Origin of the sequence: Streptomyces sp. NBC_00234 (assembly GCF_036195325.1) — a bacterium.
In the GTDB taxonomy this organism is placed as follows: Bacteria; Actinomycetota; Actinomycetes; order Streptomycetales; family Streptomycetaceae; genus Streptomyces.
The window spans coordinates 2,869,968-2,885,682 of sequence record NZ_CP108101.1 but is presented as its reverse complement, the minus strand read 5'-3'; the positions used below and the strand labels follow the sequence as shown (position 1 = coordinate 2,885,682).

10 protein-coding genes are annotated in these 15,715 nt (G+C 71.9%); 7 read left to right on the top strand and 3 right to left on the bottom strand.

The genetic code is table 11. The annotated features are described in order from the left end of the window. Nucleotides 1-15: 15 nt before the first annotated feature. Nucleotides 16-1,464, bottom strand: a complete 1,449-nt coding sequence (locus tag OG230_RS12525) for a PucR family transcriptional regulator (RefSeq protein WP_328910266.1) — start codon at nt 1,462-1,464, stop codon at nt 16-18. 112 nt (nt 1,465-1,576) lie between these two features. Here OG230_RS12525 and OG230_RS12520 point away from each other — a divergent pair, with 112 nt between their 5' ends. The 6 genes from OG230_RS12520 (at nt 1,577) to OG230_RS12495 (ending at nt 11,737) form a co-directional block, all read left to right on the top strand. Beyond that, the gene (locus OG230_RS12520; RefSeq protein WP_328910265.1) at nt 1,577-3,049 is read left to right on the top strand and encodes a sodium:solute symporter; all 1,473 of its coding nucleotides are present in this window, start codon (nt 1,577-1,579) and stop codon (nt 3,047-3,049) included. A gap of 79 nt (nt 3,050-3,128) precedes the next feature. Beyond that, complete coding sequence (gene speB / locus OG230_RS12515) at nt 3,129-4,097, top strand: agmatinase (RefSeq protein WP_328910264.1); 969 nt, start codon at nt 3,129-3,131, stop codon at nt 4,095-4,097. Beyond that, entirely contained in the window at nt 4,094-5,779 is a 1,686-nt protein-coding gene (locus tag OG230_RS12510) for a thiamine pyrophosphate-binding protein (RefSeq protein WP_328910263.1), read from the top strand. Before speB ends, OG230_RS12510 begins: the two co-directional genes overlap by 4 nt. A 128-nt stretch (nt 5,780-5,907) precedes the next feature. Next, nucleotides 5,908-9,624 carry an ABC transporter ATP-binding protein gene (locus tag OG230_RS12505; protein ID WP_328910262.1) on the top strand — a complete coding sequence of 1,239 codons (3,717 nt, stop codon included), beginning with the start codon at nt 5,908-5,910 and terminating at the stop codon, nt 9,622-9,624. Nucleotides 9,625-9,775: 151 nt separating this feature from the next. Beyond that, nucleotides 9,776-10,165: a hypothetical protein gene (locus tag OG230_RS12500; RefSeq protein ID WP_328910261.1), complete on the top strand. Its 390-nt coding sequence runs from the start codon at nt 9,776-9,778 to the stop codon at nt 10,163-10,165. 93 nt (nt 10,166-10,258) lie between these two features. Further along, nucleotides 10,259-11,737 (top strand): S28 family serine protease, encoded by a 1,479-nt coding sequence (locus OG230_RS12495; RefSeq protein ID WP_328910260.1) that lies wholly within the window; start codon nt 10,259-10,261, stop codon nt 11,735-11,737. A 76-nt stretch (nt 11,738-11,813) separates the two neighbouring features. Here the strand turns inward: OG230_RS12495 and OG230_RS12490 are convergent, their stop codons facing one another. Together OG230_RS12490 and OG230_RS12485 are read right to left on the bottom strand one after the other, a co-directional pair. Continuing rightward, on the bottom strand, nt 11,814-13,643 hold the full coding sequence (locus OG230_RS12490) for a glycoside hydrolase family 3 protein (RefSeq protein WP_328910259.1): 1,830 nt from the start codon (nt 13,641-13,643) through the stop codon (nt 11,814-11,816). A gap of 142 nt (nt 13,644-13,785) precedes the next feature. Next, a complete protein-coding gene (locus OG230_RS12485) occupies nt 13,786-14,706 on the bottom strand; it encodes a LysR family transcriptional regulator (RefSeq protein ID WP_328910258.1) in 921 nt (306 codons plus the stop codon). A 100-nt stretch (nt 14,707-14,806) separates the two neighbouring features. Here OG230_RS12485 and OG230_RS12480 point away from each other — a divergent pair, with 100 nt between their 5' ends. Further along, nucleotides 14,807-15,715: an EamA family transporter gene (locus OG230_RS12480; protein ID WP_328910257.1), complete on the top strand. Its 909-nt coding sequence runs from the start codon at nt 14,807-14,809 to the stop codon at nt 15,713-15,715.

Here is a 15,715-nt window from a genome sequence, read left to right as displayed (position 1 = left end):
GGCGGCCCTGTGCCGTCACTCGCGGATCCCCAGGGCGAACCACAGCTCCGTACGTACGTCCATGTCGTCCAGGTCCGCGTCCAGCAGCGCCGCGCAGCGGGCGATGCGCTGGCGGACCGTGTTGCGGTGGACCTGGAGCGCGACCGCCGTGCGGTCCCAGCTGCCGTGCAGGCTCAGCCAGCAGCGCAGGGTCCCGGTCAGCGGTTCGTCGAGCGGGGCGAGGAGGGTGCGGGCATGGGCCTCCGCCTGCTCGCGCGGGACCAGCTCCGCCAGGCCCGTGGCCGGGCGGTGCACGCGGAGAGGGGCGCGGGTGGCCTCGGCCCGGCCCAGGGCGAGGGACGCCTGGGCGTCGGCCGCCGCCAGGTCCGCGACCGTCGCGGTGGCCGAGGCGCCGAGCGTCCAGCCCGGCTGCGGGACGATCCGGTCGGCTTCGGTGACCAGCACGCGGACGAGGTGGCGGTCCGCGTCGACGAGGGCGGAACCCAGGGCCGTACCGAGTGCCCCGGCGGTGAGCGGATCGGCGGGGGCGCCCGCGGTGCGGCGCGCGTGCACCACCGTCCACCGGTCGGCGGGGCCCAGGAGCGGGGTGACGTCCCCGGGGTCCGCGCCCAGCAGCATCCGTACGAGCGCGGCCGAACGGCCCGCCGCGTCGGCGCCCTGGTGCGGGGCGGTCAGCAGGGAGAGCAGGACGACGGCGATGCCGGCCACGGTGTGGTCGCCCGCCCCGCGCCGGTCGGCGGCCAGGGTGAGGACCAGGCCCTGGCCGCCGCCGAGCGCGTACGCGGACAGCTGCCGGCCGGCGACGGTGTCGGTGGCTGAGGTGGGTGCGGGGGCGGCGCGCGTCGCGGGGGAGACGACCCGGGCCAGGCGGGTCAGGGCGGTCCGGGCCTCGGGGGCCGGGCGGCGGCCCGCCGCGTGCAGCTCCTCGCCGTCCGCGGTCAGCAGGGCCGCCCGCCCCGACAGCTGCGTGGCCAGCTGGTGCAGCACCGCGGGTACCGGGTCGGGCCGGGCAGCCGCGGTCGCCAGGGCCTGCTGGGCGCGGGTCACCCGGCGCAGCTCACGGTGCCGGGCCTCCGCCATCAGCCGCCACACGGCCCGCGCGATCGCGGTGAACGGGGTCTCCGGCGGCACCTCCAGGAGCGGCAGCCCATGCCGGTCGCACGCCTCGACGAGCGCCTGCGGCACCGTGTCGTGCACCGGCGCCACCCCGAAGCCCAGTGCCGCGGCCCCCGCCTCCACCAGCCGGGCGACATAGGTGTCCGCGTCCTTCAGCAGCACTCCGGCACTCAGCAGCAGCTCACCGCCGAGGAGGTACGGATACGGGTCGGCCATCTCCGAGGTGTGCACCCACAGCAGGTCCGCGTGGGCGGGGCCGGCGATCCGGCGCAGCCCCAGCTCCTCGCGGGCCAGCAGCTCGGCCAGCGGGATGGGCGGGGCCGGCGGACCGGCGGGGGAGTCCGGCATGGACGGTCCATCCATTCGTCACGTCGAGAATGGATGAAACGTACACTTCAGGCTTGCTTATCGGCCACCTACCGTCTTCACCAACCTGTTGAGCGAGACGGAGGGAAAGCCCATGGCTGTCGACTACGCCGTGATCGTCGTCTACCTGGCCGGCATGCTCGCCATGGGCTGGTGGGGCATGCGCCGCGCCAAGTCCAAGAGCGAGTTCCTCGTGGCGGGCCGCCGCCTCGGCCCCTGGATGTACTCCGGCACCATGGCCGCCATCGTCCTCGGCGGGGCCTCCACCATCGGCGGCGTCGGCCTGGGCTACCAGTACGGGCTCTCCGGCGCGTGGATGGTCTTCACCATCGGCCTCGGGCTCCTGGCCCTGTCCGTCTTCTTCTCGGCCCGCATCGCCCGGCTGAAGGTCTACACCGTCTCCGAGATGCTCGACCTGCGCTACGGCGGCCGGGCCGGACTCATCTCCGGCATCGTCATGTGGGCGTACACCCTGATGCTCGCGGTCACCTCGACCATCGCGTACGCCACCATCTTCGACGTCCTGTTCGACATGAACCGGACCGTCTCGATCGTCCTGGGCGGCGCCATCGTCGTCGCGTACTCGACGCTCGGCGGCATGTGGTCGATCACGCTGACGGACATGGTGCAGTTCGTCGTCAAGACGATCGGTGTGCTGCTGCTCCTGCTGCCCATCGCGGTCGTCAAGGCCGGCGGCTTCAGCGAGATGAAGGCCCAGCTGCCCACCGAGTACTTCGACCCGCTGGGCATCGGCGGCGAGACGATCTTCACGTACGTCCTGATCTACACCTTCGGCATGCTGATCGGCCAGGACATCTGGCAGCGCGTGTTCACCGCCCGCACCGACCGGACGGCGCGCTGGGGCGGCACGGTCGCCGGTACGTACTGCCTGGTGTACGCGATCGCCGGAGCCGTCATCGGCACGGCGGCCAAGGTCATCTACCCGACGCTGCCCAGCGCCGACGCCGCCTTCGCGACCATCGTCAAGGACGAGCTGCCGATGGGTGTGCGCGGTCTCGTGCTGGCCGCCGCGCTGGCCGCGGTCATGTCGACGTCCTCCGGCGCGCTGATCGCCTGCGCCACCGTCGCCAACAACGACATCTGGTCCCGGCTGCGGGGTGCGGTCGCCGGGGGCGGCAGCGACGAGGAACGCGACGAGGTGAGGGGCAACCGGGTCTTCATCCTGATCATGGGCATCGCCGTCGTCCTCATCGCGATCGCGCTCAACAACGTGGTCGAGGCGCTGACCGTCGCCTACAACCTGCTCGTGGGCGGGCTCCTGGTGCCGATCCTGGGCGGGCTGCTGTGGCGCCGCGGGACGGCTGCGGGGGCGCTGGCGGCCGTGTCGGTCGGTGGCGTCGCGGTGATCGGACTGATGGCCTGGTACGGAATCCTGGCCAACGAGCCCGTGTACTACGGCCTGCTGTCCTCGCTCGCCGCCTACGTGATCGTGTCCCTGGCGACGAAGCCGACGGACGCGGCGGTGCTGGTCGCCTGGCGCGAGCGGCTGGCCGGGCGGGGCGCGGAGGCCGAACCGCTGCCGGTCCCGGAACCGGCCACCACCTGACCCCGGGCCCGGCCCTCACCCAGGGCGATCCCGCACACTCGAAGTACCGTACGAAACCCGAAGGAAAGGCACTCCGTCCATGAGCAGCAACGAAACGCCGCGCGGCCCCGTCGACTCGTCCCGCGTCCCGCGGTACGCCGGACCCGCGACCTTCGCCCGGCTGCCCCGGCTCGACGAGGTCGGCACCGCCGATGTCGCCGTCGTCGGCGTGCCTTTCGACAGCGGTGTCTCGTACCGCCCCGGCGCCCGCTTCGGCGGGAACGCGATCCGCGAGGCGTCCCGTCTGCTGCGTCCGTACAACCCCGCCCAGGACGCCTCGCCGTTCGCCCTCGCGCAGGTCGCCGACGCCGGTGACATCGCCGCGAACCCGTTCAACATCAACGAGGCCGTCGAGACCGTCGAGGCCGCCGCCGACGAGCTGCTCGGCACCGGCGCCCGGCTGATGACGCTCGGCGGCGACCACACCATCGCGCTGCCCCTGCTGCGTTCCGTCGCCAAGAAGCACGGCCCCGTCGCCCTGCTCCACTTCGACGCGCACCTGGACACCTGGGACACCTACTTCGGCGCCGAGTACACCCACGGCACCCCGTTCCGCCGGGCCGTCGAGGAGGGCATCCTCGACACCGAGGCGCTCTCCCACGTCGGCACGCGCGGCCCGCTCTACGGCAAGCAGGACCTCACCGACGACGCCAAGATGGGCTTCGGCATCGTCACCTCCGCCGACGTCATGCGGCGCGGCGTCGACGAGATCGCCGACCAGCTGCGCCAGCGCATCGGTGACCGTCCGCTCTACATCTCCATCGACATCGACGTCCTGGACCCGGCCCACGCGCCCGGCACCGGCACCCCCGAGGCCGGCGGTCTCACCTCCCGCGAGCTGCTGGAGATCCTCCGCGGGCTCTCCTCCTGCCACCTGGTCTCCGCCGACCTGGTCGAGGTCGCCCCCGCGTACGACCACGCGGAGATCACCTCCGTCGCCGCCTCCCACACGGCGTACGAACTGACCACGATCATGTCCCGTCAGATCGCGGAGGCACGCTCCAAGTGACCCACGACCACCACGACGACCGCCCGCAGCTCACGCCCGCGCAGGCCGAGGCGGCTCTCAGCCCGCCGCCCGGCCGCAACGGCGGCGACCTCGTCGTCGAGACGCTCCAGGGCCTCGGCGCCACCACCGTCTTCGGACTGCCCGGCCAGCACGCGCTCGGCATGTTCGACGCGCTGCGCCGCTCCTCCCTCTCGTACGTCGGTCTGCGCGTCGAGAACAACGCGGGCTTCGCCGCCGATGCCTACGGCCGGATCACCGGCGAGGTCGCCCCGCTGCTGCTTTCCACGGGTCCGGGCGCCCTGACCTCCCTCGCCGCGCTCCAGGAGGCGGCGGCGGCCTCGGCCCCCGTCCTCGCGATCTCCAGCCAGATCCCGACCGCGGGCCTCGGCGGTGGCCGTCACGGCTACCTGCACGAGCTCCGCGACCAGAAGGCGTCGTTCCGCGACATCGTGAAGTCGGTGCACACCGTGCGTACCGCTTCCCAGATCCCGTCCGCGATCGCCGCGGCCTGGGAGTCCGCGCTCACCGCCCCGCACGGCCCGGTCTGGGTGGAGATCCCGCAGGACGTGCTGCTCGCCGAGACGATCCTGCCGGTCGTCACGGCGATGGACGCCACCCCGCGCGAGCTGTACCCGCGCCCCGAGCTGACCGTCGCGGCGGCCCACCTGCTGTCGAAGGCCGAGCGCCCGGCGATCATCGCGGGTGGCGGAGTCGTACGGTCCGACGCGAGCGGCAAGCTGCGCGCCCTCGCGGAGAAGCTCAACGCCCCCGTCGTCACCACCTTCGGCGGCAAGGGCGCCTTCCCCTGGGAGCACCCGCTGTCCCTGCGCTCCTGGCTGGAGGACCGGCACACCACGGACTTCCTGGAGTCCGCGGACGTCCTGCTGGTCGTCGGCTCGGGCCTGGGCGAGCTCTCCTCGAACTACCACACGTTCGCCCCGCGCGGCCGGGTCATCCAGATCGAGGCCGACGCCGGCAAGCTGGAGTCCAACCACCCCGCCCTCGGCATCCACTCCGACGCCCGCGAAGCGCTCTCCGACCTCCTCGAAGCGGTCGAGGACCGCGAGGACGCGACGGCGGCCGAGCGGGTCCGTACGGTGCTGGAGAAGGTACGGGCCCGGATCGACGCCCAGGACCTCACCCTGGAGCAGCAGGTCCTCGCCTCGGTGCGCGAGGCCCTGCCCGACACCGCGCCCAGCTTCTGGGACATGACGATCCTCGCCTACTGGGCGTGGTCCGCCTTCGACGCCCGCCACCCGAACACGATGCACTCGGCCCAGGGCGCCGGCGGCCTCGGCTACGGATTCCCGGCGGCGATCGGCGCCGCGGCGGCCGACCCCACGAGGCCGGTCCTCGCGGTCTCCGGGGACGGCGGCGCGATGTACTCGATCGCCGAACTGGCCACGGCCAGGCAGTACGGCCTCCCCGTCACCTGGCTGATCGTCGACGACGGCGGCTACGGAATCCTGCGCGAGTACATGACGGGCGCGTTCGGCGAGGCCACCGGGACGGAGCTCTCACGCCCCGACTTCGTCGCCCTCGCCGAGTCCTTCGGCGTCCCCGCGGTCCGTACGACGCCGGAGTCCCTCACCGAGGACCTGGCGAAGGCGCTGGCGGCCCCCGGGCCCTCCGTGGTCGTGCTCCCGGCCCTGCTGAGGATGTTCGAGCCGACGCACCTGTAGGACGTCCAGAGGTCCCCCGGTCCATGGACCGGGGGACCTTTTGTGTTGCGGCGGGATGAAATCCGCTGCTGAGCGCGTTGGTGACTTCCGGTAGATCAGGTGGACAGCGGGTCGAACGGGAGGCACCGGTGGAGGGCGCAGAGCAACTGGGGTGGGGCCGGCGGCTGGCCGGTTACGCATGGCGCTACAAGCGCAATGTGGTGCTGGCGCTGGGGTCCTCGCTCGCCGGTATGGCCGTCATGGCCCTCGTCCCGCTGGTCACCAAGGTGATCATCGACGACGTGGTCGTCGGCCACACCCGTTCTCTCGCCGTCTGGACCGGGTTCCTGATCGCCGGGGCCGTGCTCGTCTACATCGCCACGTACATCAGGCGGTTCTACGGCGGCAGGCTCGCCCTCGACGTACAGCACGACCTGCGTACCGAGATGTACACGACGATCACCCGGCTCGACGGGAAGCGGCAGGACGAGCTGTCCACCGGCCAGGTCGTGGGGCGCGCCACCAGCGACCTCCAGCTGATCCAAGGGCTGCTCTTCATGCTCCCGATGACGATCGGGAACGTCCTGCTCTTCGTCATCTCCCTGGTGATCATGGCGTGGCTCTCGCCGCTCCTGACGCTCGTCGCCCTGGCCGTGGCCCCCGCGCTCTGGTTCATCGCCCGCCGCTCCCGCACCCGCCTCTTCCCCGCCACCTGGTACGCCCAGAGCCAGGCCGCCGCCGTCGCCGGAGTCGTCGACGGGGCCGTCTCCGGCGTCCGGGTCGTCAAGGGATTCGGCCAGGAGGACCAGGAGACCGGCAAGCTGCGCGAGGTGGGCCGCCGGCTCTTCGCCGGCCGGCTGCGCACCATCAAGCTGAATTCCCGCTACACCCCGGCCCTCCAGGCCGTGCCCGCGCTCGGCCAGGTCGCGATGCTGGCGCTCGGCGGCTGGCTCGCCACCCGGGGGGAGATCACTCTCGGCACGTTCGTCGCCTTCTCCGCCTATCTCGCCCAGCTCGTCGGCCCGGTCCGGATGCTCGCCATGGTCCTCACCGTCGGCCAGCAGGCCAGGGCCGGTGTGGAACGCGTACTGGAGCTCATCGACACCGAGCCGACCATGCAGGACGGCACGAAGGAACTCCCGGCCGACGCCCCGGCGCGCGTCGAGTTCGACGACGTCCGCTTCGGGTATGACGAGGAGCGCCCCGTCCTCGACGGCTTCTCGCTGACCATCGAGCCCGGTGAGACCGTCGCCCTCGTCGGCGCCTCCGGCAGCGGCAAGTCGACCGTCTCGCTCCTGCTGCCCCGCTTCTACGACGTGACGCACGGCGCCGTCCTGGTCGGCGGCCACGACGTCCGCGAGCTCACCCAGGACTCCCTGCGGGCCGCCATCGGGCTCGTACCGGAGGACAGCTTCCTGTTCTCCGACACCGTCCGGGCCAACATCGCGTACGGATTCCCGGACGCCACCCAGGAACAGATCGAGGAGGCCGCGCGCTCCGCGCAGGCCCACGGCTTCATCGCGGATCTGCCCAAGGGCTACGACACCAAGGTCGGCGAGCACGGGCTCACCCTCTCCGGCGGCCAGCGCCAGCGGGTCGCGCTCGCCCGCGCCATCCTCACCGACCCCCGTCTGCTGCTCCTGGACGACGCCACGTCCGCCGTGGACGCCCGGGTCGAGCACGAGATCCACGAGGCCCTCAAGCAGGTGATGGCGGGCCGCACCACGCTCCTGATCGCCCACCGCCGCTCCACGCTCGGCCTCGCCGACCGGATCGCCGTCCTCGACGAGGGCCGGCTCGCCGACATCGGTACGCACGAGGAGCTGGAGGGGCGCTCCGCGCTCTACCGTCGTCTCCTCACCGACCCGGACGAGCTCGGCTCCACCTCGCCCGGCCACCGGCCGGTCAGGGCGGACGTGCGCGAGGACGACCGGATGCTCCAGGAGGAGATGGAGGCCGAGTTCGACGCCGAGCACGGCATCACCCCCGAGCTGTGGATCCGCAAGGACGAGCCGCGCGGCACGGCGGCGGACGGGATGCCCGCCACCCCCGAGCTGCTGGCCCAGGTCGACGCACTGCCGCCGGCCACGGACACCCCGGACATCGACGAGGCGAGCGCCGTACGGGCCGAGGAGTCCTACGGCCTGCGCAGGCTGCTGCGGGGCTTCGGGCTGCCGCTGCTGGTGAGCCTGGGACTCGTCGGCATCGACGCGGGCATGGGCCTGCTCCTGCCCGTACTGATCCGGCACGGCATCGACGAGGGCGTCACCCAGCTGGCGCTCGGCGCGGTCTGGGCGGCCTCCGGGCTCGCCCTGTTCGTCGTGCTCGTGCAGTGGCTCGCGCAGATCGGCGAGACCCGGATGACGGGCCGCACCGGTGAGCGCGTCCTGTACTCGCTCCGCCTCAAGATCTTCGCGCAGCTCCAGCGGCTGGGCCTCGACTACTACGAGCGCGAGCTGACCGGCCGGATCATGACCCGGATGACGACGGACGTGGACGCGCTGTCCACGTTCCTCCAGACCGGACTGGTCACGGCCTTCGTCTCCGTCGTCACCTTCTTCGGCATCATGGTCGCCCTGCTCGTCCTCGACGTCCAGCTGGCCCTGGTCGTCTTCGCCACCCTGCCCGTCCTGGTGGTCGGGACGTTCTTCTTCCGCCGCAAGAGCGTCGCGGCGTACGAGCTGGCCCGTGAGCGGATCAGCGCCGTCAACGCCGACCTCCAGGAGTCCGTCTCCGGACTGCGGATCGTGCAGGCGTTCCGCCGCGAGCGGGACGGTTCCGAGCGGTACGCAGCGAGCAGCGACCACTACCGCGAGGCCCGGGTGCGTGGCCAGTGGCTGATCTCGGTCTACTTCCCGTTCGTCCAGCTGCTGTCGTCCGTGGCCGCCGCAGCCGTGCTCATCGTCGGTGCGGGCCGCGTCGACAACGGCACGCTGACCACCGGTGCGCTGGTCGCGTACCTCCTCTACATCGAGCTGTTCTTCGCCCCCGTGCAGCAGCTCTCCCAGGTGTTCGACGGCTACCAGCAGGCCACGGTCTCGCTCGGCCGCATCCAGGAACTCCTCCAGGAGCGGACGTCCACGGCCGACCCCGACGAGCCGCTGGACGTGCTGTCGCTGCGCGGCGAGATCGCCTTCGAGGACGTGTCCTTCGCCTACAACGGCGAGGAGGAGGCGCTCACCGGGATCGACCTGCGCGTCCCGGCGGGCCAGACGGTGGCCTTCGTCGGGGAGACGGGCGCGGGCAAGTCCACGCTCGTCAAGCTCGTCGCCCGGTTCTACGACCCGACGGCGGGCCGGGTCACGGCGGACGGCACCGATCTGCGCAAGCTCGACATGACCGCGTACCGGCACCGCCTCGGAGTCGTGCCGCAGGAGGCGTACCTGTTCGCGGGCACGGTCCGCGACGCCATCGCCTACGGGCTCCCCGACGCCACCGACGCACAGGTGGAGGCGGCGGCGCGCGCGGTGGGCGCGCACGAGATGATCGCCACGCTGGAGGACGGCTATCTGCACGAGGTGGCCGAGCGGGGCCGCAACCTCTCGGCCGGACAGCGCCAGCTGATCGCACTCGCCCGCGCCGAACTGGTCGACCCGGACATCCTGCTGCTCGACGAGGCCACCGCCGCACTGGACCTCGCCACCGAGGCCCTGGTCAACCAGGCCACCGACCGGCTCACCGGCCGCCGCACCACCCTGGTCGTGGCGCACCGGCTGACCACGGCGGCCCGCGCGGACCGGGTCGTGGTGATGGACCACGGCCGGGTCGTCGAGGACGGCACCCATGACGAACTGCTGGCCAGGGACGGGCAGTACGCCCGGCTGTGGCGCACCTTCGTCGGGGAGGACGAACCGGCGGCGGTGTGAGGGCGGGCGGAGGTGGGTCCGCCGGCGTGCAACCTTCGGACGGCCACGTGCGTCGTACGCATGTACGCGCACGTCTCGGGTAGGGCCAATGTGTTCGATGGGGATGGTGAGACCGCTGAGGTCATCGAGACCGTCGGGAGCGGAGGATGCCGTGGGATCCGTGCGGTCCCGGAGGAAGCGCGCCCTGACGTATCTGCTCGTCCTGCCGCTGCTCGCGTCCGTCGGCCTCGCCCTCGGCGCACCCGCCCAGGCCGCCGGAGCCTGTTCCGGCCGGCCTGCGAAGACGGTGGCCTTCGCCAAGGGTGAGCTGCGTGTCTACAAGAGCCGCGCCTACGTCTGCGCCGTCACCGTCGCCAAGCGGCCCGGCGCCCGGCGCGCGATGAGCGTCAAGCTCCAGGCGCGCGGTGGCCGTCCGGTCGTCGACAAGGGCCGCTATACGACGCGGGCGGGCCCCGTGACGGTCTACGCACTCCACCGCTGCGTCCGCGCGACGGGCTCCGTCGCGGGCAGTTCGGCCTCCACCGGATGGATCCTCTGCTGACGTCCTGTTGAAAGATCGCACAACCGGGTCTGGCGTGGCACGTGTTGCCCCCGCTAGGTTCACGGCGAATGTCGTGAATCAAGGGGAGGGTGCATGCGCAAGGCGCTCAGAGGGTTTCTGTCGCTCGCGGTGCTCATAGGCACTGTCAGTGCGGCCGGAGCTTCGGCCGGTGCGGCCACCGCCGCGGAACCGACCGCGACGCAGAGCAGCACGATCAGCAGCGAAGCAGTCAGCGAGGACATCAAGGACCGCATCCTGGCCATCCCGGGGATGAGTCTGATCCAGGAGAAGCCGTATCCCGGATACCGCTACTTCGTCCTCAACTACACCCAGCCGGTCGATCACCGGAACCCGTCCAAGGGCACGTTCCAGCAGCGGATCACCCTGCTGCACAAGGACACGACCCGGCCGACGGTCTTCTTCACCAGTGGCTACAACGTCTCCACCAACCCCAGCCGCAGTGAGCCGACGCAGATCATCGACGGCAACCAGGTCTCGCTGGAGTACCGCTTCTTCACCCCGTCCCGCCCGGCTCCCGCCGACTGGTCCAAGCTGGACATCTGGCAGGCGGCCACCGATCAGCACCGGGTCTTCAAGGCGCTGAAGAAGATCTACACGCAGAACTGGCTGACCACCGGCGGTTCCAAGGGCGGCATGACCGCCACGTACTTCGAGCGCTTCTACCCGAAGGACATGGACGGCGTCGTCGCCTACGTCGCGCCCAACGACGTGGTGAACAAGGAGGACTCGGCGTACGACCGGTTCTTCGACAACGTCGGCACCAAGGAGTGCCGCGACCGGCTGAACGGTGTGCAGCGCGAGGCGCTCGTCCGCCGCGAGCCGCTGGAGAAGAAGTACGAGGCGTACGCCGCCGAGAACGGCTACACCTTCACCACCGTCGGCTCGCTCGACAAGGCGTACGAAGCCGTGGTCATGGACTACGTCTGGGCGTTCTGGCAGTACAGCCTCCTCGCCGACTGCGAGGCCATCCCGGCCGACGCCGTCAACGCCACCGACGACGCGATCTGGGACTCGATCGACGGCATCTCCGGCTTCTCCGCCTATGCCGACCAGGGCCTGGGGAACTACACGCCGTACTACTACCAGGCCGGCACCCAGCTCGGATCGCCCGACATCAAGCAGCCGTGGCTCGGCGACCTGAGCCGCTACGGCTACCAGCCGCCGCGCAACTTCGTGCCGAGCGACATCCCGATGACGTTCCAGCCGTGGGCGATGCGGGACGTGGACACCTGGGTGCGGCACAACGCCAACCGGATGATGTACGTCTACGGGGAGAACGACCCGTGGGGTGCGGAGCCCTTCCGCCTCGGCGCGGGCGCCCGTGACAGCTACGTCTACACCGTGCCGGGCGGCAACCACGGCTCCAAGGTGGCCGGTCTCGTCGCCGACGAGAAGGCCGAGGCCATCGCGGCCATCCTGCGCTGGGCGGGGGTCGCCCCGGCGGCCGTTCAGGCCGACCCGGCCAAGGCGAAGCCGCTCGCCGCGTTCGACGCGCGCCTGGACAAGCGGGACGCGAAGACCGAGCGGGGCCAGGGCACGCTGCGTCCGTGACGCCCTGACACCGCAGTGGGCCGCCCCCGCGGATCCGACCTGGATCCGCGGAGGCGGCCCATCGGCCTTTTCCCGGCTAGTAGGAGAGCCCGTATCCGACCGGGTGGAGCACCTGCGTGGGGTCGTCCGCGCGCTGGACGGGCACCGGCAGCGTGCCCTCGGGACGGGCGACGCCCGCGATGACCCGTACCGCGGCCCGCAGTTCGACATCCGTCCAGGAGTACGTGGCGAGGCTCGCCGCGTATCCGGTCCCGGCCAGCCGGGCGATGTCGTACGGGTTGCGGATGGCGACGGCGATCACCGGCACGCCGGTCGCCGCGAGCGCGCTGACGAGCGTGCGCTGGCTGCTGGTCGTCGTGACGTTGTACGTCCCCACGACCACCGCGTCCTTGCCCTGCGCCGCGGCCACCGCTTCGTCGATCTTCGCCTGGGTGGGGGCCGTGCCGGTGGACAGGGCGGTCGCCGTGTACCCGAGCTCGCCGAAGGCCGCGGCGAGCGTGCCGGTCGGCGGGCCCGTCGTGCCGGAGGGCGAGGCCGGATCGGCGCCGACCACGAGGACGTTCTTGTGGGTGCGGCGTGAAAGGGGCAGCAGCGAACCGGAGTTGGCGAGCAGGGTGGTGGTGTGCTCGGCGATCCGGTCGGCGGCGGCGAGGTGGGACGGGATGCCGACGACGGTGTCCACGCCCCTGCTGCTCACGAACGGGTCGCGGAACAGCCCGAGTTTCGCCTTCAGCCGCAGGATGCGCAGGATCGACTCCTCGATCCGCGCCTCGCTGATCTCGCCGCTCTTCACGGCCGCCAGGACGGCGTTCCAGGCGACGGAGAGGTTCGGCGGGTTCAGCAGCTGGTCGACGCCCGCCTTGAGGGCGAGCACGGGCACCCGGTCGTCGCCGTACTTCGTCCGCACCCCCTCCATGTTCAGCGCGTCGGTGACCACGACGCCGTCGTAGCCCAGTTCCTCGCGCAGGACCCCGGTGAGGATCGGGTGCGAGAGCGTCGCCGGGTCCTCCGTGGCGTCGAGCGCGGGCACCACGATGTGCGCGGTCATGATCGAGTCGATGCCCGCGGCGATCGCCGCCCGGAACGGCGGGGCGTCCAGCTCGGCCCACTGCTCCCGGGTGTGGTGGATGTACGGGATGCCGGTGTGGCTGTCGGTGCTGGTGTCGCCGTGGCCGGGGAAGTGCTTGGCCGTGGCGGCGACCCCGGCGCTCTGGTACCCCTTCACCTGGGCGGCGACCAGGCCGGCCACCGACTGCGGATCGGAGCCGAAGGAGCGTACGCCGATCACGGGGTTGGCCGGGTTGACGTTGACGTCGGCGTCCGGCGCGTAGTTCTGCCTGATGCCGATGGCGGCCAGTTCGGCGCCCGCGATCCGGCCCGCGAGACGGGCGTCGGAGAGGGAACCGCCCGCGCCCAGCGCCATCGCGCCCGGCATCAGCGTGGCGGGTTCGCCGACCCGGCAGACGATGCCGTGCTCCTGGTCGGTGGAGATCAGCAGCGGTACGGGGGTGGAGCCCCCGAGCCCGGCCCGCTGGATGCCGTTGGAGAGCTCGGCGATCTGGTGCGGGTCACGGGTGTTGTGGGCCCAGGCGAAGTAGATGATCCCGCCGACGTGGTACGTGGAGATCAGCTCGGCCGCCGTACGCACCCCGATCTCGGCGAGGTTGGCGTCGATGTCGGCCTGGTCGGGTTCGGTGGCGGAATGTCCGTACACCCGCATCACGAAGAGCTGGCCGACCTTCTCCTCCAGACTCATCCGGGAGATGAGCCGCCTGAGGCGGTCGTGCGTGGAGGCGCTGCCGGACTCCTCGGCGGCGGCGCCGGGGGCGACGGCGCCGGTCGCGGCTGCCGCGGCGGAGATCGCGGCGGCGGTGAGGATGGCGCGCCTGGAGGTGCGGTGGTGCACGTGGGCTCCTTCCGGTACTGAAAGAAACTTCCAAGACTGTACGGATATATGGAAAGTAACTACCAGTCAAGGGTGCGGCCACAGAAAAGGAGCGCGGCGCCCGATCAATCCGCCCGGAGCCCGGCTTGTCCGAACGGGCGACCTAGGGCCTGTCGTAGGTCAGCCCCGCCTCCGCGCCCCGCACCCGCAGTGCGTCCACCGCCGCCGTGATCGCCGGCCGCCGTGCGGCCTCCGTGCGCCACAGCGCGTACAGCCGCCGCACCGGTACGGGATCGAGCCGTACCGCCACCACGCCCGCCGGTAACGGCCCCCGCCCCAGCCGGGGGATCATCGCGACGCCGAGGCCGGCGGCGACCAGGGCCAGCTGGGTGTGGTTCTCCTCCGCCTGGTGCCTGATGTCCGGCTCGTAGCCCGCGGCGCGCAGCGTCCGTACGAGCCAGTCGTGGCAGACCGTCCCCGGTGGCTGGCAGATCCACCGCTCCTTGGCCAGCTCCGTGCGCCGTACCGCCTCGCGCCCGGCCAGCGGATGCCCCTCCGGCACGAGCAGATCGCAGCGGTCGTCCCCGATCACCGCCTGCGCGACCCCTTCCGGGGCGGGCAGCGGGGCGATGTCCCAGTCGTGCGCGACCGCCAGGTCGATCACGCCCCTGGCCACCAGATCGACCGAGAGGTGCGGATCGACCTCGGTGAGCCGGGCCTCCAGGGCGGGGTGCTCCCGGTCCAGCTCCGCCAGTACGCCCGGCAGCAGGCCGCGCGCCGCCGAGGCGAAGGCCCCGATCGACAGACGCCCCGTGGGCAGCCCCCTGCGCTCCTCCAGCGTGGTCTCCGCCTGCTCGACGATCGCCAGCAACTGCTGCGCGGTGGCGGCCAGATGGAGCGCCTCCTCGGTCAGCGCGACACCGCGCCCGCGGCGTTCGAGCAGCGTCGTCCGGGTCTCCCGCTCCAGCTTGGTGATCTGCTGGGAGACCGCCGACGGGGTGTAGCCGAGCGCGGCGGCGGCGCCCGCGACGGAACCGTGGACGGAGATCGCGTGCAGGGCGCGCAGCCGGGAGAGATCGAGCACCGGTACCTCGCAGGCCGAAAGGAAGCGTGAGCAACGCTTAATTGCACCATGAAGAAATCCGCGCTGGTGCTACATGGTCCGTGGGGCCGATGCTCGGTGCATGCGTCCCCTCCACATCGCCCTGGCCGCGCTGGTCGCCGCCGTCTGGGGTGTGAACTTCGTCGTCATCGAGATCGGCCTGGACCACTTCCCGCCGCTGCTCTTCTCCGCCCTGCGCTTCCTCGTCGCGGCCCTGCCCGCGGTGTTCCTCGTCGGGCGGCCCAAGGTCGCCTGGAAGTGGATCGTCGGCGTCGGCCTGGTCCTCGGGGTGGCGAAGTTCGGACTCCTCTTCATCGGCATGGACCAGGGGATGCCCGCCGGGCTCTCCTCCCTCGTCCTCCAGGTCCAGGCGGTCTTCACCGCGCTCTTCGCCGCCCTGACGCTGGGCGAGCGGCCGGGCGGGGTGCGGGTGCTGGGCATGGCCGTGGCGCTCGCCGGCATCGGGGTGGCCGCGGTCGACGAAGGGGCGGGCGGCCCCGTGCTCGCCTTCGTCCTGGTGATCGCGGCGGCGGCCTGCTGGGGCGTGTCGAACGTGCTGACCCGCAAGGCCGCGCCGCCCGACTCCCTCAACTTCATGGTCTGGGTGTCGACCGTGCCCGTGCCGCCGCTGCTGGGCCTCTCCCTGCTCTTCGAGGGCTGGGACCGCGATGTGGAGGCGCTGGCCGCCCTCGACTGGAGCGGCGCCGGCATCATCCTCTACGTCGCCTGGATCACGACGGTGTTCGGCTTCGGCGCCTGGGGCTTCCTCCTGCGCCACCACCCGGCCTCGTCCGTCGCCCCGTTCACGCTGCTCGTGCCGGTCTTCGGGATGTCCTCGGCCGCGCTGCTGCTCGGCGAGTCGGTGAGCCCGCTGCGGTGGTGCGCGGCGGCGCTGCTCGTCGGCGGGGTGGCGCTGACCTCCCTGCCCGGAGTGCGCCGCCCCCGCCCGGCCCTGCCCGCGCCGACGGAGACGCCGGTGGCGCGGGTCTGA